Genomic DNA, 21,692 nt, shown 5'->3' with positions numbered 1-21,692 from the left:
GCCGGGGAGACAGCGAGGCAGGGAGGGCTGTCAGGGGGCGCGCAGCGGGGTGCGGAGTTCGGCCAGGGCGGAGGCTACGCCGTGCAGCAGGTCGGTGGCCTCGGTCAGGCGCGCGGCGGCCGGGTGCTCGGTGTTCGGGCGCGCGTCCTCGGCCACGTAACCGGCGGCGGCCACCACCAGCCGCTCATACGCGGCCACCCCGTCCTCCAACTGGGTCACCAGCGTGGCGTGCACCTCGTTCAGCGGGCTCTGCGGGGTCAGCTTCGCCGCGCGTTCCACGCCCGCCACCCGGGTCGCCAGCTCGCGCAGGGAACGGTCGGCCTCGGCCGCCTCGCGGACCGCCGGCTCGGCCAGCCCGGTGAGCCGACCGGCCAGCCCGGCCAGGGTGAGCGCGGCCCGGTCCAGCCGGGCCCACGGTTCGGCCGCGGCGGTGCCGCGCAGTGCGAGGCGGGAACGGACCCGGCGTACCTCGGCCACGACGCCCGGGCCGACGGGCAGCCGCTCGACGGCGGCGACCAGCCGGGCGCGGGAGCGGGCGGCGGCCTCGGCCGGGTCGAGCGCGGGCGGTGGCGGCACGGCGGCGAGCGCGCGGTGGTCGACCCAGCGCCAGGCGGCCACCGCGATCGCGCTGCCCGCGGCGCCGGCCCAGGCCGCGTCCGCCAGACCCAGTCCGGCGTACGGGGTCAGCACCGCGGCGGCGCCGCCGAGCCCTCCGGCCAGCACGCTCCACCGCCGCGCCGAGTTGCGCAGCCTGCGCAGTCTCCGGAAGTGCCGGGCCCGTTCGTCCGCCATCGTGTCCGCCCCTCCGTCAGCCGGTCGTGGTCTCCCCGGTGCCGCGTTCCCGGCTCATGCTGGCCCGGATCTCGTCGAGCCGGGCGGCGGCGGCCGGGTCGGCCGGCTGCCCCACGGCGGGGGTCTCGGACCGGCTGCCGAGCTGCTCGCCGGCCATGCTCGACCGGATCTGTTCCAGTCTCGCCGATCCGGCCGAGTCGAGCGTGGCCTTCTGGATCTCCAGCATCCGGCCCTCGACCGAGTTGCCGGCCAGTTCGGCCCGGCCCATGGCGGTGGCGTAGCGGCGTTCGATCCGGTCGCGTACCTCGTCCAGCGAGGGGGTGTTGGCGGGCGCGGTGAGCGACGACATCGACTCCAGCGAGCGGGCCACGCTCTCCTGCATCTTGGCCTGCTCCAGCTGGCTGAGCAGCTTGGTGCGCTCGGCCAGCTTCTGCTGGAGGATCATCGAGTTGTTCTCGACCGCCTTGCGGGCCTGTGCGGCCGCGCCGAGCGCCTGGTCGTGCAGTGTCTTGAGGTCTTCCAGCGCCTGCTCGGCGGAGACCAGCTGGGTCGCCAGCATCTGGGCGGTCTGCTCGTAGCGCCCGGCCTCGGCCTCGTCGCCCCGGCCCCGGGCCTGGTCGGCCACGGCGAGCGCCTGCCGCGCGTTGCCCTGGAGCTGCTCGACCTCGGTCATCTGCCGGGACAGCTTCATCTCCAGCTGGCGCTGGTTGCCGATCACCGCGGCCGCCTGCTGCACCAGCGCCTGGTGCTGGCGCTGCGCCTCCTCGACGGCCTGCTGGATCTGCACCTTCGGATCGGCGTGCTCGTCGATCTTCGCGCCGAAGAGCGCCATCAGGTATTTCCAACCCTTGACGAACGGGTTCGCCATCTCCGCCTCGTCCCCTCAGTAGCGTCGCGCCTACATCGTCCCAGCCGGACGCCACTCCGGCACCCGTACGCTCCTGATCAACAGTACGACGCGAACGCCAGCACTGCCCACGACGCCGTGGCCGGGGTCAGGCGGCGCAGACCACATCCCGCTCGGCGGGGCGTACGCGGGTGCTGCGCAGCGTGGCCTTGAGCGGCGAGTCCTGCCGGACCTGGACGGCGACCCCGCCGTCGGAGGTGACCTGGCGGACACCCCTGTTCGTCGCCTTGCGGACGGCGGCCGGGGCCACCGGGGCCGGCTCGTCGGCCACCGGCACCAGCACGCCGGGCATCTGCTCGGCCAGGGCGACCGTGTCGCTCACCTCGCGCAGCAGCTCGGACAGGCGGGCGCCGAGCGCGTCGCAGATCGCGGCCAGCAACTCGCTGGAGGGTTCCTTCTGGCCGCGTTCGATCTCGGAGAGGTAGCCGAGGCTGACGTTGGCCGCGGAGGAGACCTCGCGGAGGGTGCGGTGCTGCCCCTGCCTGCGTGCGCGCAGCGCGTCACCGATCACCCGGCGTAGCAGGACCATCGCACCTCCCCCTGAACGGGACCACCATCCCCGGCCGTTCGCGTCGCGCCGGACGCGGCGGACCGCTCCGGCGCCGACGGCGACCGCCGGAGCCTTCCCGCAACCGTACCCGTTGGTCGCCACGACGACATCCCACCCCGCCTCCCCAATCCGGGCGGATCGGCCGGTCCGGCGGTCCCGCCGCCGGGCGTGCCGGCGTGACGCCGGCTCACCTGTGGCCGGCCCCGGCCGGATCGGGCGCGCCGGCGTCCTGGGGGAGCTGGATGCGGTCGGCGAGCAGGCGCAGCGCCTCGATCACCGCGGCCGAACGGATGTGGTCGCGGCCGCCTTCGAGGTCGAGCCGGCGCACCTGCGTGCCGTCCGGTCCGGCGACCGCCACGTAGACCAGGCCGACCGGCTTGTCGTCCTGCGGTTCCGGCCCGGCCACACCGGTGGTGGCCAGGCCCCAGTCGGCGCCGCACCGCTGCCGTCCGCCCTCGGCCAGCGCGGCCGCCACGTCCGGGTCGACCGGGCCGCGGTCCGCCAGCAGATCCTGCGGTACGCCGGCGAGCGTCGCCTTGAGTTCGGTGGCGTAGACCACCATGCCACCCCGGTAGATCGAGCTGACCCCGGCGATCTCCACGATCGCGGCGGCGAGCAGGCCGCCGGTCAGCGACTCGACGGTGGCCAGCGTCTCGCCGCACTCGTGCAGCCGGTGCACCACGGCGGCCGCCGGGCTGCCGGCGGGCCGGTGGTCTCTCGCGTCGGTGTCCATGCCCGCCCCCATTTCCCGCACCGCGCCGGCTTACTCGTCCGCCGCCCGGATCGACGGACCCGCCGACCGGCTCAACGGGCCGGGCGGCGCAGCCGCAACGCCTGGGCGATGTAGTCGAACCCGGTGACCACGGTGACCACCACCGCCGCTCCCATGATCCACGGTCCGATCGCGGCGAGCGCCTCCGGCATCGGCCAGAGGTACCAGGTGATGGCCAGGATCTGCAGTGCGGTCTTGACCTTGCCGCCCCGGCTGGCGGCGATCACCCCGTGCCGGATCACCCAGAAGCGCAGCCCGGTGATGCCCAGCTCGCGGGCCAGGATCACCACCGTCACCCACCAGGGCAGCCGGTCGTAGAAGGAGAGCAGCACCAGGGCGGCGCCGGTGAGCGCCTTGTCGGCGATCGGGTCGGCGACCTTGCCCAGCGAGGTGACCAGTTCGTACCGGCGGGCGATCCAGCCGTCGACCAGGTCGGTCGCGGAGGCCACCACGAAGATCACGCAGGCGGCCGTACGCCAGCCCGCGTTGCTCATGCCGGAGGCGATCACGGTGGCCGCGAAGACCGGCACCAGCACCAGGCGCGCGCCGGTGAGCAGGTTCGCCGCGTTGAGCAGCGGTACGGGGGCAGCCGCCGTCGACTCCGCTCCCGTCATGTCCCGCATCGCCCCACGTGGCTTCCCCGCTCCGTCCGGGCCCGCCGTCACCGTACCGCGCCGGGCGCCGCCGAGATCATCTCATCCGGTACGGCGACCAGGTCGACACCCTCGGTCGCGGTCACAGTGGCCCGGACCAGGTCGCCGGGGCGCAACGCGGCCAGATCCACGCCGCCGCCGACGGGCGCGACGAGCGTGGTCGAGCCGTCGACCTCGGGCGCCTGGTGGGCGGCCCGCCCCTCCACCACGCCGTCGGCGGTCGAGTCCACGAGCACCTCCACCGTCGCGCCGAGGCGTTCCTCGGCGCGCTGCGAGCAGAGTTCGTCGGCCAGCGCGCTGAGCTTGTCGTACCGCCGCTTGATCGTGGCGGCGGAGACCTTGCCGCTCAGGCCGGCGGCCTCGGTGCCGTCCTCGTCGCTGTAGTCGAACATGCCGATCGCGTCCAGCCGCGCCTCGCTGAGGAACCGGACCAGCTCGGCCACGTCCTGCTTCGTCTCGCCGGGGAAGCCGACGATGAAGTTGCTGCGCGCGCCCGCGTCCGGCGCCAGCTCGCGGGCGGAGGCGAGCAGCTCCAGGAACCGGTCGGTGGAGCCGAAGCGCCGCATCCGGCGCAGCACCGGCTCGCTGGAGTGCTGGAACGACAGGTCGAAGTACGCGGCCACGCCCGGCGTGGTGGCGATCACCTCGACCAGGCCGGGGCGGGTCTCGGCGGGCTGGAGGTAGCTGGCGCGGACCCGCACGATCCCGTCGATCGCGGCGAGCTGCGGCAGCAGCTTCTCCAGCGCGCGGGGGTCGCCCAGGTCCTTGCCGTACGAGGTGGAGTTCTCGCTGACCAGCACCAGCTCCCGTACGCCGGTCTTGGCCAGCCACTCGGCCTCGGCGAGCAGCTCGTCGGGGGTACGCGAGACGAACGCGCCGCGGAACGCCGGGATGGCGCAGAACGCGCACCGCCGGTCGCAGCCGCTGGCGAGCTTCAGCGAGGCCACCGGGCCGGTGTCGAGCCGGTGCCGCAGCACCTGCCGCAGGTGGGCCGGGGTGTGCGCGTCGGTCTCCGGTGCGACCCGGGTCGGGGTGCCGTGCCCGGGCAGCGAGACCGCCGCGTCGCGGCGCTTCACCGGGGTCAGCGGCAGCAGTTCCCGCCGGTCGCGGGGGGTGTGCGCGCCGATCGCCTCGCCGGCCAGCACCGAGTCGAGCCGGGCGGCGATGTCCGGGTAGTCGTCGAAGCTCAGCACCGCCTGCGCCTCGGGGAGACTGTCGGCCAGCTCACGGCCGTACCGCTCGGCCATGCACCCGGCGGCGACGACCTTGGCGCCGGTGTCGGCGGCGGCCAGCAGCGTCTGGATCGAGTCCTGCTTTGCCTTCTCCACGAACCCGCAGGTGTTCACCACCACCACGTCGGCGCCCTCGCCGTCGGTGGTGACCTGCCATCCGTCGGCGTGCAGCCGGGCGGCCAGCTCCTCCGAGTCGACCTCGTTGCGGGCACAGCCGAGGGTCAGCAGGGCGACGCGGCGCCCGTCGGATCGCGGGGTGGAGGAGGAGGCAGACACCATCCGAGGGTACCGGGCCGGTTCCGGACCGCCGCGCACCCGTCCGGCCGGTTCAGCGGGCGGGAACGGCCACCCGGGCCAGCCGGTCGAGGAGGAACACCTCCGTGCCGGCCAGGCCGGTGGAGCAGAAGACCGAGATCTGGTCCGCGGTGGTCCGGCCGGGAAGCGCGCCGGCCAGCACCGCGCCCAGGTCACGCAGCCGCCCGGCGTACGGCTCGACGGCGGCGAGCATCGGCGGCACGTACGCGGCGGCCTGCCCGGGCGAGTCGGTGACCAGCAGGTCGGCGGCGTCGAGCAGGTCGGTGCCGAACTCGTGCCGGTCGGTCTGCTTGAAGCCGACCGTGTTGACGTGGGTGCCGGGGGCCAGGTCGGCGGCGTCGAGCACCGGTGCGGTGCTGGTGGTGGCGAGCACCACGACGTCCCGGTCGCGTACCGCGGCGGCGGCCGAGCCGACGGCGCGGGCCGGCACGTCCAGTTCGGCGCGGACCCGCGCGGCGAACGCCTCCCGCCGGGCCGCCGAGCGGCTGTACACGGTCACCTCGCGCAGCGGCCGGACCGCCGCCGCGGCCCAGACCTGGGTCCAGGCCTGCCGGCCGGACCCCACCACGCCGACCGTGGCGGCGTCCGCGCGGGCCAGGGCGTCGACCGCCACGCCACCGAGTCCTCCGGTACGCCGGGAGCCCAGCTCCTCGCCGACGGCGATGGCGCGTACCGCGCCGGTGGTCGCGTCGTGCAGCACGACGAGCTGACCGCTCTCCGGGTGGCCGAACGTGTCGTACGAGCGGAAGCCGTACCACTGCCCGGTGAGGTGCCCGGCGGTGAGCACCATCCGGCCCCCGTCCAGCGGCGCGGACGCCCGGGGCGGGGCGATGAGCCGCCCGGCGTACGCGGCCAGCAGCGCGTCCCGCATGGCCGCGACGGTGAGCGGGGCATCCACGGCGGCCGCGACGTCGTCGTCGGAGAAGAGCAGGGTCATAGCATCCATCCTGCAACTTGAAGTTGACGTCAACTCCACCCATGGTGGCCTTTCTCACCACGCCGCCGGTCCGGCCCGCCCGGTGCTACCGTCGGCCACGACGGCCCCTGGGCCGTCCCGGACGAGTGGTGGCGTACCCGGTCAGGCCAAGACGCCCCGCGTGACCCGACCGTCGCCCGGCCCGCTCCCGCGCCGGGCCCGTCCGTCAGAGGTGATACCCATGGCCTGGATCGTGCTGGTGATCTCCGGACTGCTGGAGACCGCGTGGGCGATCGCGCTCGACCGCAGCGCCGGCTTCACCCGTCCCCTCCCCTCCGCCGTCTTCGCCGTCACGCTGGTGGCGAGCATGGCCGGTCTGGCGTACGCGCTGCGCGACATCCCGGTCGGCACCGGCTACGCGGTGTGGGTGGGCATCGGCGCGCTCGGTACCGCGCTGGTCGGCATGCTCGCGCTCGGCGAACCGGTCAACCTGCCACGGGTGGCCTGCCTGCTGCTGGTGGTGGCCGGCGTGATCGGGCTGAAGCTGTTCAGCTGATCGGTGCGTCATCCGGTTTGGACGGTGCGGCGCCCGGGGTACCGGATCCTCCGTAGCCACAGCGAGATCACTCACGGAGGAACCCCATGGCCGACATCCACGCCGGCGCCCGTCCGCGCAGCAACGCCGCCCGCATCTGCACCATCGTCGCGTTCGTCTTCGCGGCCCTCGCGCTCTTCGTGTCCCCGCTCATCTTCGGCATCCTCGGGATCGTCCTCGGCATCGTCGGCGCCGTCCTCGGTGACAAGCCGCTGGGCTGGTACGCCGCCGCCGCGAGCGCGGTCGCCGCGGTGCTCGGCACCGTGCTCTTCGCCGCGCTGATCAACTGACCCGGAACCGCCGACGGCGGCTCCCACCTGATGGTGGGGGCCGCCGTCGTCCGTTTCGGGGCCGTCAGTCGTCGCCGCCGCGCAGGCCGGCCAGGACCTCCTCCAGCTCGTCCGGCTTGACCAGCACGTCGCGGGCCTTGGAGCCCTCGGACGGGCCGACCACGCCCCGGGTCTCCATCAGGTCCATCAGCCGGCCCGCCTTGGCGAAACCGACCCGCAGCTTGCGCTGGAGCATCGAGGTCGACCCGAACTGTGAGGTGACCACCAGCTCGACCGCCTGCACGAGCAGGTCCAGGTCGTCGCCGATGTCCTCGTCGATCTTCTTCTTGCTGTCCTGCGCCGGGGCGAGCACGTCCGGGCGGAACTCTGGCTCGCGCTGGTCCTTGCAGAACTTGACCACGTCGGAGATCTCGCGCTCGGTGACCCAGGCGCCCTGGATGCGCTGCGGCTTCGACGCGCCCATCGGCAGGAACAGGCCGTCGCCGCGGCCGAGCAGCTTCTCCGCGCCGGGCTGGTCCAGGATGACCCGGGAGTCGGCGAGCGAGGAGGTGGCGAACGCGAGCCGGGACGGCACGTTCGCCTTGATCAGGCCGGTGACCACGTCGACCGAGGGCCGCTGGGTGGCGAGGACCAGGTGGATGCCGGCGGCGCGGGCGAGCTGGGTGATCCGGACGATGGAGTCCTCCACGTCACGCGGCGCGACCATCATCAGGTCGGCCAGCTCGTCCACGATCACCAGCAGGTACGGGTACGGCCGCATCTCCCGCTCGCTGCCCGGCGGCGCCTTGATCTCGCCGTTGCGCACCTTGCGGTTGAAGTCGTCGATGTGCCGGACCCCGTTGGCGGCGAGGTCGTCGTAGCGCATGTCCATCTCGCGGACGACCCACTCCAGCGAGTCGGCCGCCTTCTTCGGGTTGGTCACGATCGGCGTGACCAGGTGCGGGATGCCCTCGTAGCCGGTCATCTCGACCCGCTTCGGGTCGATCAGCAGCAGCCGCACCTCGTCCGGCGTGGCCCGGGTCAGGATGGACACCAGCAGTGAGTTGAGGCAGGACGACTTGCCGGCGCCGGTCGCTCCCGCGATGAGAATGTGCGGCATCTTCGCGAGGTTGGCCACCACGTAGCCGCCCTCGATGTCCTTGCCGAGCGCCACCACCATCGGATGGTGGTCGCTGGTCGCCTCACGGGAGCGCAGCACGTCGCCGAGCGACACGTTCTCCGGGTCGGTGTTCGGGATCTCCACACCGACCGCGCTCTTGCCCGGGATCGGGCTGAGGATGCGGACGTCCGGCGACTTCACCGCGTACGCGATGTTGCGGGAGAGCTGGGTGATCCGCTCGACCTTGACGCCCGGGCCCAGCTCCACCTCGTACCGGGTGACCGTCGGGCCGCGGGTGAACCCGGTGACGGCGGCGTCCACGTCGAACTGCTCGAAGACGCCTGTGAGCGCCGCGATCACCTCGTCGTTGGCCTTGCTGCGGCTCTTCGGCTTGGCGCCGCTGCCGAGCAGGTTCGCCGGCGGCAGCGTGTAGTCGCCGGCCAGCCCGGTGAGCGCCAGTTGCTCGGCGCGGGTGGGCAGCGGCGAGTGCTCCGGCGGCTCGACCGGCTTGCGGTTCGCCGGCACCTTCGGCGGCTTGCGCGGCAGCACCAGCGTCTCCTGGAGGTCGACGCCGGCCAGCTCGTCGTCCGGGTCCAGCGGCTCCAGCGGCGGTGGCATCCGCTTTGCCGGGCGCCTGCGGGCCGGTTTCACCGGCGCCTCGTCCTCGGCGAGCTCGTCGTCGACGTCCGGCCCGGCCGGGTCGGCGCGCAGGCCGAGCCGCTCCGGGATCTTGTTGATCGGCGTCGCGGTGACCACGAGCAGGCCGAACACCAGCAGCAGGAGCAGCAGCGGCATGGCCACCCAGGCGGTCACCGCCGACTTCAGCAGGTCGCCCACGCCCGCGCCGATCAGGCCGCCGGCGAAGTCACGCTGGACCTCGTCGACCGGGTTCTGCCCGATGTGCAGCATCGCGGCGGTGGCCAGCATCATCGAGCCCCAGCCGACCAGGCCGCGACCGCGGTGCTCGGGGTCGGCCGGGCTCCGCATCAGCCGCCACGCGCCGACCATGAACAGCACCGGAAGGATTATCGAGATGGCGCCGATGAACAGGCGTACGGTGTCGGCCAGGTGCCGGCCCACCGGCCCGGCGCCGCCGCCCCAGATGCCCACCGCGCTGAGGATGGCCAGGCCGAACAGGAGCAGCCCGCCGCCGTCGCGGCGGTGCTCCGGATCCAGTTCCCGGGTGGACGCGGCCTGCCGCCCGGCCGCCCGGAACGCCCAGCCCACCGAGTGGGCCAGCCCCATCCAGAGGGCGCCCACGGCACGGCCGACGAACGCGGCCGGGCTCGGCCCGGGGGCCGGGCGCCGCCGCGCCGGTTTCCGCGCCGCCGCCTTCTTCGCCGGTTGCCGGGCGCGGTTGTTCGTGGTGCCACGCGGCGACGCGCCGCGCCGCCGGCTCGCCTGAGAGGTACGGCCCGCCATAGAGTCACGGTAACGGCGGCACCCGGTGGATCGCCGCTTTTCCGGGTCGTGTCCGCGCGTCGCAGCACGGGTCGGACCGTCGTTTGTGTTATTCGCCTCAGAAGGGATGCCCGATGGCGTCGCCGGAAATCGAGGACGGTCCGGACGGTCCGCTGGCCGGACACCCGCAGGAACTGCGCCCGCTGACCGGCGAGCTGATCGCCGCCGTGCTCGGCCACCGGGGGTACGCGGTGGCCGAGGAACCCGACGGCGCGCTGGTCGGACGCTGGGAGCGCAACCTGATCTGGTTCCACCGCCGGGGCGCGGCCGGTGAGCTGCTCCAGGTACGCACAGTCGTCGCGCACCACTTCGGCATCGAGCGCGTGCCCGAGCTGCACGCCTTCTGCAACGCGTGGAACCACGACCGGCTCTGGCCGAAGGCGTACGTGCACGTCGCCGACGACGGGTCGGCACAGGTGTGCGGCGAGGTCACCACCGACCTGGAGCGCGGGGTGACCCCGCACCAGCTCGACCGGCTCGTCGACTGTGGCGTCACCACCGGGCGCCAGCTCGCCGCCGCTGTCGACGAGCTGGCCGACGGGACGCTCCGGTGACCACGGCACGCGACCGGGGGCTGCCCGCCGCGCTCGCCGACGCCCGGGACCGGCCCGACGGCGCGGAGCGCTGCGCCGAGCTGGAGCGGATCGCGTCCCGGGCGGACGCCACCGGCGACCCGCGTACCGCCCTGTCCGCGCGGTTCGCGCTGGTCGAGGCGTACCTGCACCGGGGCGAGCGGTGGCGGGCGGTGGAACCGGTCCGGCGGATGCGGGCCACGCTGGCCCGGCACCCCGGGCTGCTGGACGCCCGCCCCGACGAGCTGACCCGGTTGCGCCGGCACCAGCGGCAGGCGGTGGAGGCGTCGTTCGGCACGCCCCGGGTGGGCCTGGACCAGGCGCGGTCCCTGTTGGACGCGCTCGCCGCGGAGCTGGGCGAGGACGCGGCGCCGGTGGCGGAGCTGCGCTGCCGGCTCGCCGACCACCTCGGCGACGAGCCGGCCGCCCGGCGCGCGTACGAGCGCTGGTCGGAGGCGGACGCGAACGACCCGGTCGGCGGGTGTGCGGGGTGCGCCCCGGCGCGACGGGCCGACCTGCTGGCCGGCTGGGGCGAGCCGGACGCGGCACTGGCGGCGCTCGCGCCCGCGCTGACCGGCTGGGTCGAGCCGCAGGCGCCACCGACCCGGCGGGGCGAACGGCAGGCGGCAGCGGCCGGGGCGACGGCCTGCACCGACCAGCCGGAACGGGCGCTCGCGGTGGGGCTGCTGCCGTGGCTGCGTACCGGCGCGGTGACGCGGGCGGCCCGGGCGCACGTACGCGCGTACCGTCGGCACCGCGGCGAGCGGACCGCGTTCCCGCTGCTCGCCGCGCACCTGCGCTTCTGCGCGCTGGGCGGATACCTGCACCGTGGGCTGGAGATCCTGACCGAGCAACTGCCCGAGCTGGACCGCCCGGCCGACGACCTGTCCGCGATGGAGTTCGCCGCGGCGGGCGCGCTGCTGTGCGGCCTGGCCACCGAGGCCGGGCTGGGCGGGTGGCGCATCCACCGCCCCGGGCACGGCTCCCGGCCCGCTGCCGAGGTGGACGTGGCGACGCTGGGTACGCAGTTGCAGGCACTGGCGACGGCGCTCGCCGGCAGCTTCGACGCCCGCAACGGCACCGGCCACCAGTCCGGCCGGATCGCCTCCTGGCTGGCCGAACGGCCGCTCGCCGCGCCGGTCTCGCTGGCTGCCGAGACCGAGTTCGACGAGGAGCCGGAAGCCGATCCGGCCGAACCCGGGCCGCCCGGGCCGGAGGAACCGGCACCGCTGGACGCGGCGCTGCTCGCCGCAGCGCTCGACGCCCGGGGCGAGCCGTACACGCCTGAGCCGGACGGCACGCTCGCCGGGCGGTGGGGCGAGGCCACGATCCAGTTCCGCCTGCTCGGCCGGCACGGCGACGTGCTGCACGCCCGGGTGGTGGCGCAGCGGCGGCTGCCGGCCGATCGGCGCGCCGAGGCGTACGCGTTCTGCAACGCCTGGAACCACGACCGGCTGCTGCCCGCCGCGTACGTGCACGAGCCCGGCGACGGGACGCTGGTGCTGGCTGCGGGCATCTCCACCGACCTGTCCTGCGGGGTGGCCCCGGCGCAGCTCGCGGTGCTGGTGGCCGCTGCGGTCCGCACCGGCACCGCGTACGCCGAAGCGGTCGCCGCGCTGCCCTGAGCCGCACCGACCGACAGTGCCGCAGACGCGGCGCGGCCCCCGACCACCGGGCGGTGGTGGTTCCCGGAGGAACCGTGCCGCCGACGCGGCGCGGCCCCCGACCACCGGGCGGTGGTGGTCGAGGGCCGCGGTCTGGGTGCGGCGGTCAGCGGGCGGAGAACGCCAGCGTGTACTCGCCGGAGCCGGACAACCCGACGACGCGGTACCGGTAGGCGCCGGCCGGGGTCTCGGCGGTCAGCCGGGCCGTGCCGTCCGCGGTGGCCGCGCGGGCCACGGTGCGGAACGCGCCGCCGGTGAAGCGTTGCAGCTCCAGCACGACGCCGGCGCCGTCCGGCGCGGACAGGCACGCCTCCTGGGTGCCGTCGGGCACCCGGAAGAAGCGCCCGTCCGGCTGGACCTGGGTCCGTCCGGCGGCGATCCGGCCGGTCCGGCTCACCTGGCCGGAGCAGTCGGTGTCGCCCGCGGGCGGGGTCGGCTCGGCGGTCGCGGGCGGGGTGGTCTCGCCGCCGCCGGCCGGAGGCTGCGTGGGCGCCGGCTGGTCGCCGGCGGTCACCAGCGTCAGGTTGTTGCGCTGGAGGATCTCGTTGACCGGCTGGAAGAACGTGGTACCGCCCCGGGTGCAGTCGCCGGAGCCGCCGGACGTGACGCCCTGCGCCTGGTCACCGGAGAGCCACGCGCCGCCGGAGTCGCCCGGCTCGGCGCAGACGTTCGTCCGGGTCAGCCCGGTGACAGTGCCCTCCGGGTAGTTGACTGTCGCGTTCTTCGCCTGGATCAGCCCGCACCGGGTGCCGGTGGTGGAGCCGGACCGGCAGATCGACGCGCCGACCGGCGCCTCGGTGGAGCCGTTCACCGCCACCGTGCCGCCGTCGGCGAAGTCGGTCACCACGCCCTGCGGCGTCCAGTCGGCGTTGACCCGCACGAACGCCCAGTCGTCGCCGGGGAACGAGGACGCGGCGAACGTGCCCTGGGCGACCCGGTTGGATCCGGTGGTGCGGTCCCCCGGCCGGCCGCAGTGCCCGGCGGTGACGAACCCGCCGACGACGGAGAAGCCGACCGAGCAGCGGCCCGCGTTGTTGATGAAGAAGGCGTCGCCGCCCCGCACGTCGAACAGCGGGCGGGGGGCCTCGTCGGCGGTCCGCACCCGGACCATGGCGGCCTTCGACCCGGCGGCTGCGGCGAACCGGCGGCCGTCGGCCTCCGCGCCCGGCCGGGCGATCACGACCACCGCGTTGTCTGCCACGTCGACGTACCAGCCGGCGACGTCCGGGCTGGCGTCCGCGCCCGCCGCGTCCAGCCGGCTCTTCACCGCGTCCAGCTCGCCGACGCCCCGGGCGACCCGCTTCGGGACCGCGCCCGCGGCCCGCACCCGCGCCTCGCCGGCCGGGTCGGCCACCGCCACGGTGAGCGTGGCGCCGTCCGCGCTGAGCCAGCTGCCCCCGTAGCCGGCGCCGAGTTCGCCGCGCAGCCGGGTGACGGTGCCGGCCGCCCACCGCTCGGTCCGCAGCCGCTTCACCGCCTGGTCGCGGGTCAGCGCGAGGTCGCGGCCCATCGCGTCCAGGACCTCCGGGGCGACGCCGTCGGCCGCCGGCGCGGCCCGCCGGGGTTCCTCACCGGCGAACGACGGTACGGTCACCGCCGCCGTCAACCCGGCCGCCGCCACCAGTACGCCGATGGCTGTCATCCGTCTGCGGTCCATCCGCCACGCTCCTCCCGACCGGCGCAGGGGCACGCCGGCCGTCGGGAGGTACGGAGACGGACGCCGATCGGATGAGTGCGGGCGGCACGTTTCGACGCGGCGTGTCGGGGCGTACCCGGAAAGCGACGGCGCCGGCCCACCGCGGACGGTGGACCGGCGCGCGGCGCGGTCGGGTCAGACCTCGACGACGGTCGGGACGATCATGGGTCGACGGCGGTACGCGTCGTTGACCCAGCGGCCCACCGTGCGGCGGACGATCTGCTGGAGCTGGTGCGGGTCGGTGATGCCGTCCGCGGCGGCCCGGTTGAGCGCCTCGGTGACCAGCGGGACCACCGGGTTGAACGCGGCCGGGTCCTCGGAGAAGCCCTTCGCCGAGACGGTCGGCCCGGCGACCACCTTGCCGGTGACCGAGTCGACGACGACTGTCGCGGCGATGAAACCGCCGTCGCCGAGGATCCGGCGCTCGGTGAGCAGCGACTCGCTGACGTCGCCGACGGCGAGACCGTCGACGTAGACGTACCGGCTCTTGACCCGGCCGACCAGGCTGGCGCGGCCCTCGACCAGGTCGACCACGTCGCCGTCCTCGCAGAGCACGACCCGGTCCGGCGCGACGCCGGACTCGATGCCGAGCCGGGCGTGCGCCCGCAGGTGCCGCCACTCGCCGTGCACCGGCATCAGGTTGCTCGGGCGTACGACATTGAGCAGGTAGAGCAGCTCGCCGGCCGGCGCGTGGCCGGAGACGTGCACCTTGGCGACGTCCTTGTGCACCACGACGGCGCCGGCCCGGGCCAGCCGGTTGATCACCCGGTAGACCGAGGTCTCGTTGCCGGGCACCAGCGAGGACGCCAGCACCACCGTGTCGCCGGGCGCGATGGTGATGTGCCGGTGGTCGCCGCTGGCCATCCGGCCCAGCGCGCTCATCGGCTCGCCCTGCGAACCGGTGGACATCAGCACGATCTGCTCGGGCGGCAGGTTCGTGGCCTCCTCGATCCCGACCACCAGGCCGGGCGGGATGTTGAGCAGACCCAGGTCACGGGCGATGCCCATGTTGCGGACCATGGACCGGCCGATCAGCGCCACCTTGCGGCCGTGCTCGACGGCCGAGTCGAAGACCTGCTGCACCCGGTGCACGTGCGAGGCGAACGAGGCGACGATGATCCGCCCCTTGGCCTTCGCGAAGATCGAGTCGAGGACGGGGCCGATCTCCCGCTCCGGCGTGACGAAGCCGGGGATCTCCGCGTTCGTCGAGTCGGACAGCAGCAGGTCGACGCCCTCGGCGCCGAGCCGGGCGAACCCGGCCAGGTCGGTGATCCGCCCGTCGAGCGGAAGCTGGTCCATCTTGAAGTCGCCGGTGTGCAGCACCAGGCCGGCCGGGGTACGGATGGCCACCGCCAGCGCGTCCGGGATCGAGTGGTTCACCGCGAAGAACTCGCACTCGAACGGGCCCAGCCGTTCCCGGCCGCCCTCCCGCACGGTCAGCGTGTACGGCTGGATCCGCCGCTCGGCCAGCTTCGCCTCGACGAGCGCGAGCGTGAACTGGGAACCGACGAGCGGAATGTCCGGCTTGTGCGCGAGCAGGTACGGCACCGCGCCGATGTGGTCCTCGTGGCCGTGCGTGAGCACGATCGCCTGCACGTCGGCCAGCCGGTCCAGGATCGGGCCGAAGTCGGGCAGGATCAGGTCCACGCCCGGCTGCTCGACGTCGGGGAACAGCACCCCGCAGTCGACGATGAGCAGCTTGCCGTCGTACTCGAAGACCGTCATGTTCCGGCCGATGGCGCCGAGTCCGCCGAGCGGGATGATCCGCAGGCCGCCCTCGGGCAGCGGCGGGGGCAGTTCACCCTCGATGTGCGCCTCGGTCACGCGTCACCTCATTCTGCGACGCCGTCGCGCGGCGTCCGTCGTGTCGTTGATTCATTCGGGCAGGGGCAGGCCCGCCGCGGCGCAGTCGGCGCGCAGCTGGGCCAGTTCGTCACCGGTGGCGTCGACGAGCGGCAGCCGCACCGGACCGGCCGGGCGGCCCTGCGCCCCCAGGCCCGCCTTGACCAGGATCGTGCCCTGGGTGCGGAAGATGCCGGTGTAGAGCGGCAGCAACTGCCGGTGCAGGGCGAGCGCCCGGGCGTTGTCGCCCGCCTCGAACGCCTCGATCATCTGCTTGGTCAGCGCGCCGGTGAAGTGGGTGGAGGTGCCGACGACGCCGACCGCGCCCACCGACAGCATCGGCAGGGTGAGCGCGTCCTCGCCGCTGTAGTAGGCCAGGTCGGTGCGGCTGAGCACCTCGGACGTGGCGAACAGGTCGCCCTTGGCGTCCTTCACCGCGACGATCCGGCCGTGCTCGGCCAGCTTGACCAGCGTCTCGGTGGCGATCGCCACGCCCGCGCGGTGCGGGATGTCGTAGAGCATGACCGGCAGGCCGGTGGCGTCCGCGACGGTGGTGAAGTGACGCAGCAGCCCGGCCTGCGGCGGCTTGTTGTAGTAGGGCGTGACCACCAGCAGGCCGTGCGCGCCGGCCTTCTCGGCCTGCGCCGCCAGCTCGACGGTGTGCCGGGTGTCGTTGGTGCCCACACCGGCGACGATCCGGACCCGGTCGCCGACCGCCTCGACCACGGCACGGATCAGCGACTCCTTCTCCGCCTCCGTGGTGGTCGGGGACTCGCCGGTGGTGCCGTTGAGCACCAGCGCGTCGTTGCCCTGCTGGTCGACGAGATATTCGGCGAGCCGGGCGGCGCCGTCGAGGTCCAGGCCGCCGTCCGGCGTGAACGGGGTCACCATGGCCGTCAACACTCGCCCGAACGGGCGCGACGCGCCCCGGCTCGGGGCGGCGGAGTGGTCGTGCGTCATGCTCACAACCTAGCGGACGGCCGCCGGTGGCCCGGCGGCGAAGGGCGACGAGTCACTCCGCGTGCGGCGACGCTGCCACCTCGGTGCCGTCGGGCAGGGTGGAGATCACGAAATCGGCGAAGACGTTCGGCGCGACGCCCTTGAGCTGCCGCAGGCACTCCACCGCCAGCTCGCGGATCTCCACGTCGGCGTGCTCGGTGGCGCGCATCTTGACGAAGTGCCGCCAGGCCCGGTAGTTGCCGGTCACCACGATCCGCGTCTCGGTGGCGTTCGGCAGCACCGCCCGGGCCGCCTGGCGGGCCTGCTTGCGGCGCAGCGTCGGGTTGGGCTCGTCGGTGAAGCGGGCCTCCAGCCCCTCCAGCAACTCGGTGTACGCCCGCACCGCCGCGTCGGTGGCCTCGACGAACTTCTTGTGCAGCTCCGGGTCGTCGGCGATCACCGACGGCTCGACCATCGCCGCGTCCCGCTCCGGCACGTAGCGCTGGGAGAGCTGCGAGTAGGAGAAGTGCCGGTGCCGGATCAGCTCGTGCGTGAACGAGCGGGAGACGCCGCTGAAGTAGAAGCTCACCGAACCGTGCTCCAGCACGCTCAGGTGACCGACCTCCAGGATGTGCGCCAGGTAACCGGCGTTGGTGGCGGTGGCCGGGTTCGGCTTCTTCCAGCTCTGGTAGCAGGCCCGGCCGGCGAACTCGGCGAGCGCCTGCCCGCCGTCGGCGTCGGTGGACCACGGCACCTCTTCGGGCGCCTGGAACTGGGTCCACGCGATCAACTTGACCTGGGGCTGAACCATCTCCGGCATTCCTGGGACTGTAGTTGGCTCGCGCCCGGCGTGGAAATCGGGCACGCGGCCGACCGGCGGGCGCTCCGCGCAGGTGTCCGAGATCTCGCGGAGGGCTCGGCCCCGTTCAGACGTAGAGCGAGGTGAAGGGGGCCCAGGGCAGGTTGCGGACCACCGAGAAGACGCCCCAGGCGGCCAGGAACATGCCGACGACCTTGGGGCTGAACTGGACCTCGGGCAGCTTCCAGCCGAACGCCCGGTTGCCCGCCCAGGCCACGAAGAGCCAGGCCAGGAACGGCAGCGCGAAGACGAACAGGAAGTGGTGGCGGGCCGCGGCGGGCAGGTCGCCGTGCAGCACGTACCAGAGCGCGCGGGTGCCGCCGCAGCCCGGGCAGTCCAGCCCGGTCGTGAGCTTGAGCAGGCAGGTCGGCGCGGCGTCCGGGTCGCTCCGGGTCGGGTCGCTGACCAGCGCGTACGCGATGCCGACGCCGACGCAGCCGAGCGCGGCCAGCGGCACCGCCCAGCGCGGGGCGCGGGCGTGCAGGCGCATCACCATCCGGGTGAACCGGTCGGCCTCGACCGGCTGGTACGCCGCCGGGTGACCCCCCGGCCACGGCGCTCCGGGTGCTCCAGGCGCTTCGGTAGGAGCGTGCGGACCGGCGTGCGCGTGCGCCTCGGCGTGCGAGGGCTGCCCGGCGTACGCGTAAGCGTGCGCCTCACCATGCGGCCCGGACTCCGGCTGCCCGTGCGGGTGCGACTCGGGGTGCGGGTCGGGCACGGTGGCAGGCCGGTCAACGCTCGTCACGCGCTCACCGTACACCGGCCACGCCCACCAGCGCGGCGGCCAGCGGCCCTGCCAGGTCGCCGGCGGCGGGCGGGGCGACCGCGTCCAGGCCGAGCCAGCCGGCGAGCCGGTACAGCTCGGCGGCGAGCGCCACGGCGGTCTCCCCCGGGTCGGCGCCCGGCTCGACCCAGGCGGCGGGCACCAGCAGCGCCCCGGCCTTCCGGTCGGCCTTCAGGTCGACGCGGGCGGTGAAGCGCTCACCCTGGCGGAACGGCAGCACGTAGTAGCCGTAGACCCGCTGGGGCGCCGGCACGTAGATCTCGATCCGGTAGGTGAACCCGAACAGCCGCTCGGTGCGCGCCCGCTCCCAGACCAGCGGGTCGAACGGGCTGACCAGCGTGTTGCCGCGTACCCAGCGGGGCAGCCGGGCGTCGGCGTGCAGGTAGGCGGGGTGCCGCCAGCCCTGCACCGTGACCGGGGTCAGCTCGCCCGCCTCGACCAGCTCGGCCACCGCCCGCCGCGCCCCGGCGACCGGCAGCCGGAAGTAGTCGCGCAGCTCCGGTTCGGCGGCCACGCCGAGGCAGCGGGCGGCGATCGAGACGAGCGTGCGGTGCGCCTCGGCGTCGCTCGGGGTGGGCGCGTCCAGCACGGCTGCCGGGAGCACCCGCTCGGGCAGGTCGTAGCGGCGGGCGAACGAGTTGGTGCGATCGGCGGCGGTGACCTCGCCGGCCCAGAACAGGAACTCCAGGGCCCGCTTCACGGCCGACCAGTTCCAGCCCCAGTTGCCGGTCTCCCGAGGCGCGTCGTGCTCGATCTCGGCCGCGGTCAGCGGGCCTCGGGCGGCGACCTCGTCGCGGACCCAGGCGACCAGCTCGGGCTGCTCCTCGGCGATCCGGCGCATCCCGCCCCAGGACTCGTCGCGGGCCTTGGCCATCCGCCAGCGCAACACCGGGTGCAGCCCCACCGGCACCAGCGACGCCTCGTGCGCCCAGTATTCGAACAGCTCACGCGGGCGGCGGTAGGCCGCGGTGTCCAGCAACGCGGTCGGGTACGGCCCGAGCCGGCTGTAGAGCGGCAGGTAGTGCGCCCGCTGGAGGACGTTCACCGAGTCCATCTGGATCAGCCCGACCCGGTCGAGCACCCGGCGCAGGTGCCGCCGGGTGGGCACGCCGGTGGGCGCCGGGTCGGCGAAGCCCTGGGCGGCCAGGGTGATCCGGCGGGCCTGGGCGAGGGAGAGCGATTCCGGTACGGCCATCGTCGGCGACCCTAATCCAGACCTCCGACACGACGAGTCCAGCTCGCCGGGAGCGGCGGCTGGACCGATCGCCCGCCGGGGCATAGAACGGACAGGTGCTCACCATTCGCCGGGAGGAACCGGACGACGCAGAGGCGATCGCCCGGGTGCACGTCCACGGCTGGCAGGCCGGGTACGCCGGGATCATGCCCGAGGAGGTGCTGAGCCGGCTGAACCCGCGCGCCTGGGCGCAGCGCCGCCGCGACCTCGGCACCGCCGACCCGGAACACCCGTTCACCACGCTCGTCGCCGAGGACGGCGGCACGATCGTCGGGTTCACCACGTTCGGGCCGTACCGGAACAACCAGGACCGCGACGACCTCGACCCGGCCCACGGCGAGTTGGTGGCGATCTACCTGGAGCCCGCGCACTGGGGCTCGGGCGCCGGCCGGACGCTGCTCGCGGCGGCCCGCGAGGGTCTGGCCGAGCGGGGCTGGACCGCGTACCGGCTCTGGGTGCTCGCCGACAACGCCCGGGCCCGCCGCTTCTACGAGCGGGCCGGGCACCTACCGGACGGTGAGGAGTCCACCTACCCGGTGCCGCTGTCCGGGGGCCGCACCCCGATCCTGCTCCGCGAGCTGCGGTACACCGCCGGAAGCTGACCCGGCCGGAGCGTCCCCGTCGTGACGCTCGCCGCCGGCCGGTGTGAGCCAGCGGCGGATCGGCAGCCCGAGCAGCAACGCCAGGCTGATCCACACGTACGTGTTGCTGCCCAGGAAACCGTCCACGCCGGTGAAGTCCTTCTCCCAGGACCAGACGATCCGGCTGCACAGCAGCGCGTACCCGATCAACGCGGCGGCCAGCAGCAGACGGCGCCGGCGGCTGCGGGCGGGCGCCGCCATGCCGTTGTCGACGAGCAGGATCAGCCCGGGCAGCAGCCAGACCAGGTGGTGCACCCAGGTCACCGGGCTGACCAGGCACATCACGGCGCCGGTGAGGGCCAGGCCGGTGGCCTCGTCGCCGGCGGCCACCGCCGCCCGCGAACGCCACGCCCACACCACGAGCGTCAGGAGTACGAGCACCAGCCAGGCGATCGTGCTCGGGTGCTGCGGGTCGAGCCGGGCCACCACCCCGCGCAGCGACTGGTTGGAGACGAACGCCAGCTCACCGACCCGGTCGGTGTTCCACAGCGCCTCGGTCCAGAACTCCCGGGAGGCGTCAGGGAAGAGACCGGCGGCCACGAGCGTGGCGACCGCGGCCGTGCCGACAGTGGTCAGCGCGGCCCGCCAGCGGCCGGTGACCAGCAGGTAGACGATGAAGATGCCCGGCGTCAGCTTGATCGCGGTGGCCAGGCCGATGCCCACGCCCGCCCAGCGGCTGCGTGCCGGCAGCAGCCACAGCAGGTCCACCGCCACCAGGAACAGCAGCAGCATGTTGACCTGGCCGAAGTTGACCGTCTCGCGCATCGGCTCGTACGCGGCGGCGAGGCAGAGCGCGACCGCGAGCGCGAACCAGCGGGTCCAGCCGGACCGGCGGGCCACCGGGTCCAGCAGCCGCCAGATCACCACGGCGCTCGCCAGCACCGTCGCGGTCACGCTCACCACGATCGCGGCGCTCCACGGCAGGTACGCCATCGGCAGCATCACCAGCGCGGCGAACGGCGGGTAGGTGAAGCCGTACTGCGTGCCGGGGCGCAGGAAGTCGTAGATCTCCCCGCCGTCACGCGCCCAGTACGTCAGCGCGCCGTAGTAGACCTGAAGGTCGAAGAAGCCGTGTCGCACCGCCGCCACGGAGAGGAACACGGTGACCGCCGCGGCGAGCGCCACCACGGCGACGACCTGCGTGATCGTCCGCCCGGCACCCTGCGCCACCGTCACCCTCCTCGCCCTGCGTAGGCTCACGTGCCATGGCTGCAGGCTACGTCCGGCCCGCGCGTCCCGAGGACGCCGGCGAGATCGCACGCATCCAGCTCGCGACCTGGCGGGTCGCGTACCGCCGGATCCTGCCACGGCACGTGCTCGACAACCTCGACGAGGCGTACCTCGCGCGGCGGTGGGGCGCGGCGGTGCAGGAGCCGCCCTCGGGCGCGCACCGGGTGCTGGTCGCCGTCGAACAGGCGGCGCAATCCTATCTGGTGGGGTTCGTCGCCTCCGGTCCGGCCGATGCCGACGCGCTCGCCCCGGAGGAGCCGGCCGAGGCGCTCGGCCCGGACGTCGCGGCGGTCACGGACCTGCTGGTCGAGCCCCGGTGGGGGCGGCGCGGGCACGGCAGCCGGCTGCTCGCCGCGGCCGTCGAGCACTGGCGCGCCGACGGTCTGACCCGGGCGGTGGCGTGGACGTTCGACGCCGACGCGGCGACCCGGAAGTTCCTCGGCTCGACCGGCTGGGAGCCGGACGGCGCGGCCCGCGCGCTGGACGTGGACGACATGCTGGTCCCCCAGATCCGCCTCCACGTGGCGATCCCGGAGACCGCAGAGGAGATTTCCTCAGCCGACCGATGAGTTCCGGCCCCGCCGCCGGTCCACCCTCTCGTGGGGGTGGGCCGGCGGTCCCGGCACGGGGCAGGACCGCCACCCCACCC

General features: G+C 74.3%; 21 protein-coding genes and 1 riboswitch. Of the genes, 6 read left to right on the top strand and 15 right to left on the bottom strand.

Going from position 1 to position 21,692, the window contains the following annotated elements; all coding sequences use genetic code 11:
- Window positions 1-30: 30 nt before the first annotated feature.
- The 7 genes from EAD96_RS10400 to EAD96_RS10370 form a co-directional block, all read right to left on the bottom strand.
- Window positions 31-792, bottom strand: a complete 762-nt coding sequence (locus EAD96_RS10400; RefSeq protein ID WP_120571087.1) for a hypothetical protein — start codon at window positions 790-792, stop codon at window positions 31-33.
- Between the two features lie 16 nt (window positions 793-808).
- Window positions 809-1,660, bottom strand: coding sequence for a PspA/IM30 family protein (locus EAD96_RS10395; RefSeq protein WP_013284702.1), 852 nt, complete (start codon window positions 1,658-1,660; stop codon window positions 809-811).
- A gap of 127 nt (window positions 1,661-1,787) precedes the next feature.
- Entirely contained in the window at window positions 1,788-2,228 is a 441-nt protein-coding gene (locus EAD96_RS10390) for a helix-turn-helix domain-containing protein (RefSeq protein ID WP_121684125.1), read from the bottom strand.
- A gap of 208 nt (window positions 2,229-2,436) precedes the next feature.
- Window positions 2,437-2,994, bottom strand: a complete 558-nt coding sequence (locus tag EAD96_RS10385; RefSeq protein ID WP_121684124.1) for a CinA family protein — start codon at window positions 2,992-2,994, stop codon at window positions 2,437-2,439.
- 59 nt (window positions 2,995-3,053) lie between these two features.
- Entirely contained in the window at window positions 3,054-3,635 is a 582-nt protein-coding gene (gene pgsA, locus EAD96_RS10380) for a CDP-diacylglycerol--glycerol-3-phosphate 3-phosphatidyltransferase (RefSeq protein ID WP_199733123.1), read from the bottom strand.
- Window positions 3,636-3,682: 47 nt separating this feature from the next.
- The gene (gene rimO, locus EAD96_RS10375; protein ID WP_121684122.1) at window positions 3,683-5,185 is read right to left on the bottom strand and encodes a 30S ribosomal protein S12 methylthiotransferase RimO; all 1,503 of its coding nucleotides are present in this window, start codon (window positions 5,183-5,185) and stop codon (window positions 3,683-3,685) included.
- A 49-nt stretch (window positions 5,186-5,234) separates the two neighbouring features.
- Window positions 5,235-6,158, bottom strand: coding sequence for an ornithine cyclodeaminase family protein (locus EAD96_RS10370; protein ID WP_199733122.1), 924 nt, complete (start codon window positions 6,156-6,158; stop codon window positions 5,235-5,237).
- A gap of 96 nt (window positions 6,159-6,254) precedes the next feature.
- Window positions 6,255-6,319, top strand: a riboswitch (guanidine-III (ykkC-III) riboswitch).
- Window positions 6,320-6,378: 59 nt separating this feature from the next.
- Here EAD96_RS10370 and EAD96_RS10365 point away from each other — a divergent pair.
- On the top strand, window positions 6,379-6,693 hold the full coding sequence (locus tag EAD96_RS10365) for a multidrug efflux SMR transporter (protein ID WP_120571093.1): 315 nt from the start codon (window positions 6,379-6,381) through the stop codon (window positions 6,691-6,693).
- Between the two features lie 86 nt (window positions 6,694-6,779).
- Complete coding sequence (locus tag EAD96_RS10360; RefSeq protein WP_121684120.1) at window positions 6,780-7,022, top strand: hypothetical protein; 243 nt, start codon at window positions 6,780-6,782, stop codon at window positions 7,020-7,022.
- Between the two features lie 64 nt (window positions 7,023-7,086).
- Here EAD96_RS10360 and EAD96_RS10355 read toward each other — a convergent pair whose 3' ends face one another.
- Window positions 7,087-9,543, bottom strand: a complete 2,457-nt coding sequence (locus EAD96_RS10355) for a DNA translocase FtsK (RefSeq protein WP_121684119.1) — start codon at window positions 9,541-9,543, stop codon at window positions 7,087-7,089.
- A gap of 113 nt (window positions 9,544-9,656) precedes the next feature.
- On the opposite strand from EAD96_RS10355, the gene EAD96_RS10350 reads away from it, so the two are divergent.
- Together EAD96_RS10350 and EAD96_RS10345 are read left to right on the top strand one after the other, a co-directional pair.
- Window positions 9,657-10,136 (top strand): YbjN domain-containing protein, encoded by a 480-nt coding sequence (locus tag EAD96_RS10350; RefSeq protein WP_121684118.1) that lies wholly within the window; start codon window positions 9,657-9,659, stop codon window positions 10,134-10,136.
- Entirely contained in the window at window positions 10,133-11,779 is a 1,647-nt protein-coding gene (locus EAD96_RS10345) for a YbjN domain-containing protein (protein ID WP_121684117.1), read from the top strand. The genes EAD96_RS10350 and EAD96_RS10345 overlap by 4 nt, the downstream gene beginning before the upstream one ends.
- A 145-nt stretch (window positions 11,780-11,924) precedes the next feature.
- On the opposite strand, the gene EAD96_RS10340 is transcribed toward EAD96_RS10345, so the two are convergent.
- The 6 genes from EAD96_RS10340 to EAD96_RS10315 all read right to left on the bottom strand — a co-directional run bounded on the left by EAD96_RS10340 (window position 11,925) and on the right by EAD96_RS10315 (window position 19,133).
- Window positions 11,925-13,475, bottom strand: a complete 1,551-nt coding sequence (locus EAD96_RS10340) for a S1 family peptidase (protein WP_121684116.1) — start codon at window positions 13,473-13,475, stop codon at window positions 11,925-11,927.
- 174 nt (window positions 13,476-13,649) lie between these two features.
- On the bottom strand, window positions 13,650-15,338 hold the full coding sequence (locus EAD96_RS10335; RefSeq protein WP_120571099.1) for a ribonuclease J: 1,689 nt from the start codon (window positions 15,336-15,338) through the stop codon (window positions 13,650-13,652).
- A 51-nt stretch (window positions 15,339-15,389) separates the two neighbouring features.
- The gene (gene dapA / locus EAD96_RS10330; RefSeq protein ID WP_121684115.1) at window positions 15,390-16,316 is read right to left on the bottom strand and encodes a 4-hydroxy-tetrahydrodipicolinate synthase; all 927 of its coding nucleotides are present in this window, start codon (window positions 16,314-16,316) and stop codon (window positions 15,390-15,392) included.
- 52 nt (window positions 16,317-16,368) lie between these two features.
- Window positions 16,369-17,106, bottom strand: a complete 738-nt coding sequence (gene thyX / locus EAD96_RS10325) for an FAD-dependent thymidylate synthase (RefSeq protein WP_120573916.1) — start codon at window positions 17,104-17,106, stop codon at window positions 16,369-16,371.
- Between the two features lie 115 nt (window positions 17,107-17,221).
- Window positions 17,222-17,914 carry a DUF2752 domain-containing protein gene (locus tag EAD96_RS10320; RefSeq protein ID WP_121684114.1) on the bottom strand — a complete coding sequence of 231 codons (693 nt, stop codon included), beginning with the start codon at window positions 17,912-17,914 and terminating at the stop codon, window positions 17,222-17,224.
- Entirely contained in the window at window positions 17,904-19,133 is a 1,230-nt protein-coding gene (locus EAD96_RS10315) for a winged helix-turn-helix domain-containing protein (RefSeq protein WP_121684113.1), read from the bottom strand. Before EAD96_RS10315 ends, EAD96_RS10320 begins: the two co-directional genes overlap by 11 nt.
- A 95-nt stretch (window positions 19,134-19,228) precedes the next feature.
- Here EAD96_RS10315 and EAD96_RS10310 point away from each other — a divergent pair, with 95 nt between their 5' ends.
- Window positions 19,229-19,774 carry a GNAT family N-acetyltransferase gene (locus EAD96_RS10310; protein WP_121684112.1) on the top strand — a complete coding sequence of 182 codons (546 nt, stop codon included), beginning with the start codon at window positions 19,229-19,231 and terminating at the stop codon, window positions 19,772-19,774.
- On the opposite strand, the gene EAD96_RS10305 is transcribed toward EAD96_RS10310, so the two are convergent.
- The gene (locus tag EAD96_RS10305; protein WP_121684126.1) at window positions 19,679-20,983 is read right to left on the bottom strand and encodes a glycosyltransferase family 87 protein; all 1,305 of its coding nucleotides are present in this window, start codon (window positions 20,981-20,983) and stop codon (window positions 19,679-19,681) included. The two genes, EAD96_RS10310 and EAD96_RS10305, sit on opposite strands and share 96 nt — an antisense overlap.
- Before the next feature lie 35 nt (window positions 20,984-21,018).
- Between EAD96_RS10305 and EAD96_RS10300 the strand changes: the two genes are divergently transcribed.
- The gene (locus tag EAD96_RS10300; protein ID WP_121684111.1) at window positions 21,019-21,612 is read left to right on the top strand and encodes a GNAT family N-acetyltransferase; all 594 of its coding nucleotides are present in this window, start codon (window positions 21,019-21,021) and stop codon (window positions 21,610-21,612) included.
- Window positions 21,613-21,692: the final 80 nt, after the last annotated feature.

It is taken from the genome of Micromonospora sp. BL1, from assembly GCF_003667485.1.
GTDB lineage: Bacteria > Actinomycetota > Actinomycetes > Mycobacteriales > Micromonosporaceae > Micromonospora > Micromonospora tulbaghiae.
The sequence above is the reverse complement of the archived record's forward strand: the minus strand, read 5'-3'. Positions and strand labels throughout refer to the sequence as shown.

Bases quoted from the DNA above. Each gene is read 5' to 3' on its own strand.
- EAD96_RS10400 (WP_120571087.1), bottom strand. From the start codon at position 792: ATGGCGGACGAACGGGCCCGGCACTTCCGGAGACTGCGCAGGCTGCGC.
- EAD96_RS10395 (WP_013284702.1), bottom strand. From the start codon at position 1,660: ATGGCGAACCCGTTCGTCAAGGGTTGGAAATACCTGATGGCGCTCTTC.
- EAD96_RS10390 (WP_121684125.1), bottom strand. From the start codon at position 2,228: ATGGTCCTGCTACGCCGGGTGATCGGTGACGCGCTGCGCGCACGCAGG.
- EAD96_RS10385 (WP_121684124.1), bottom strand. From the start codon at position 2,994: ATGGGGGCGGGCATGGACACCGACGCGAGAGACCACCGGCCCGCCGGC.
- pgsA (WP_199733123.1), bottom strand. From the start codon at position 3,635: ATGACGGGAGCGGAGTCGACGGCGGCTGCCCCCGTACCGCTGCTCAAC.
- rimO (WP_121684122.1), bottom strand. From the start codon at position 5,185: ATGGTGTCTGCCTCCTCCTCCACCCCGCGATCCGACGGGCGCCGCGTC.
- EAD96_RS10370 (WP_199733122.1), bottom strand. From the start codon at position 6,158: ATGACCCTGCTCTTCTCCGACGACGACGTCGCGGCCGCCGTGGATGCC.
- EAD96_RS10365 (WP_120571093.1), top strand. From the start codon at position 6,379: ATGGCCTGGATCGTGCTGGTGATCTCCGGACTGCTGGAGACCGCGTGG.
- EAD96_RS10360 (WP_121684120.1), top strand. From the start codon at position 6,780: ATGGCCGACATCCACGCCGGCGCCCGTCCGCGCAGCAACGCCGCCCGC.
- EAD96_RS10355 (WP_121684119.1), bottom strand. From the start codon at position 9,543: ATGGCGGGCCGTACCTCTCAGGCGAGCCGGCGGCGCGGCGCGTCGCCG.
- EAD96_RS10350 (WP_121684118.1), top strand. From the start codon at position 9,657: ATGGCGTCGCCGGAAATCGAGGACGGTCCGGACGGTCCGCTGGCCGGA.
- EAD96_RS10340 (WP_121684116.1), bottom strand. From the start codon at position 13,475: ATGGACCGCAGACGGATGACAGCCATCGGCGTACTGGTGGCGGCGGCC.
- dapA (WP_121684115.1), bottom strand. From the start codon at position 16,316: ATGACGCACGACCACTCCGCCGCCCCGAGCCGGGGCGCGTCGCGCCCG.
- thyX (WP_120573916.1), bottom strand. From the start codon at position 17,106: ATGGTTCAGCCCCAGGTCAAGTTGATCGCGTGGACCCAGTTCCAGGCG.
- EAD96_RS10315 (WP_121684113.1), bottom strand. From the start codon at position 19,133: ATGGCCGTACCGGAATCGCTCTCCCTCGCCCAGGCCCGCCGGATCACC.
- EAD96_RS10300 (WP_121684111.1), top strand. From the start codon at position 21,019: ATGGCTGCAGGCTACGTCCGGCCCGCGCGTCCCGAGGACGCCGGCGAG.